Genomic DNA, 1,196 nt, shown 5'->3' on the forward strand with positions numbered 1-1,196 from the left:
AGACGCAGAGCGAGGTCGACGCGGCGGCTTCCTTCGCGAGGTCGGGGCCGCTGCGTACGAGGGCGATCCGGAACTGTCAGACCACGATGATGAGGTCCACCCCAGCTGACCGGGACGTCACGGGGGTGACCGCGCTGCAGTACGACCCATGGGCCGACCTCGCCGGTCGTGCTGACCTCACGCTGTCCTGGCGCCACCAGAAGCCGTGCGGGCAGTACTTCCACCACGACCGGGTCATCGCCCTGCGCCGCGGCCTGACCGGGGCGCAGGCGCGTTCCACGCTGGCGCACGAGCTCGTGCACGCCGAACGCGGCGACGTCGGCCTGTCCGACGCGGCCCTCGATGCTCGGCAGGAGCTGATCGTGCAGCGGGAGGCCGCGCGACGGCTCATCCCGCTCGCTGCGCTGGCCGACGCCGTCCGCTGGACCTGCCACCCCGCCGAGGCCGCCGAGCTGCTCCACGTCGACCGCGGCACCCTGCGCACCCGGCTGGCCATGCTGACCGAGGCCGAGAAGCTTGTGCTGGACGCCGCGGCCGGCGAGCACGAGGCCGCCGCCTAGCGCTCGACCAGCAGCCCGTCGAGTGCAGCGGCGGTCTGCCGGTGCTGGTCGGGCATGAGGTGCCCGTAGGTGTCCACCGTGGTGGTGATCGACTCGTGGCCTAGCCGGTCGCGGATCGCGGGCAGCGGCACGCCGGCGGCGATCAGCCACGAGGCGTGCGAGTGCCGCAGGTCGTGGATCCGCGGCCGCGGACCGTCGCCGCGCACCACGACGTCGTCGACCTTGCGGTCGCCGGCGAACCGACCGACGGCCGGTGACCACGCCCGGTTGTAGAAGTTCGCGTGGTGCACCCGGGCGCCCGTCGGGCCCACGAACAGCAGCTCGCTGCCGGGGCGGGCGACCAGCGGGGCCAGCACATCGACCAGGTCGGCGGGCAGGGACACCGTGCGGCGGGACTTCCTGGTCTTCGGCGGGCCGACCTCGAACCCGCTGTCGGTGCGCGCCAGCGCCTTGGTCACCCGCAGGACCGGGGTCGGGGCGAGCAGGTCGACGTCGGACACGGTGAGCGCGACCGCCTCCCCGAACCGGAGGCCGGTGCCGGCCAGCACGGTCGCGAAGGGCCGCCACCGCTCGGGCAACTCGCTGCGGAGCGCGCCGAACTGCTGCGGGGTCAGGCACACCATCTCGGTGCGCTCG

The 1,196-nt window shown here is 74.0% G+C and carries 2 protein-coding genes; one reads left to right on the plus strand and one right to left on the minus strand.

Annotated features, from left to right (window positions below):
• The first annotated feature begins 125 nt into the window (after positions 1-125).
• Positions 126-560: an ImmA/IrrE family metallo-endopeptidase gene (locus BLP29_RS20510; protein ID WP_092808103.1), complete on the plus strand. Its 435-nt coding sequence runs from the start codon at positions 126-128 to the stop codon at positions 558-560.
• Here the strand turns inward: BLP29_RS20510 and BLP29_RS20515 are convergent.
• A partial coding sequence (locus BLP29_RS20515; protein WP_133379344.1) for a site-specific integrase occupies positions 557-1,196 on the minus strand: 640 nt, incomplete at its 5' end. The genes BLP29_RS20510 and BLP29_RS20515 overlap by 4 nt on opposite strands.

This window comes from Klenkia marina (assembly GCF_900101025.1).
Lineage (GTDB): Bacteria > Actinomycetota > Actinomycetes > Mycobacteriales > Geodermatophilaceae > Klenkia > Klenkia marina.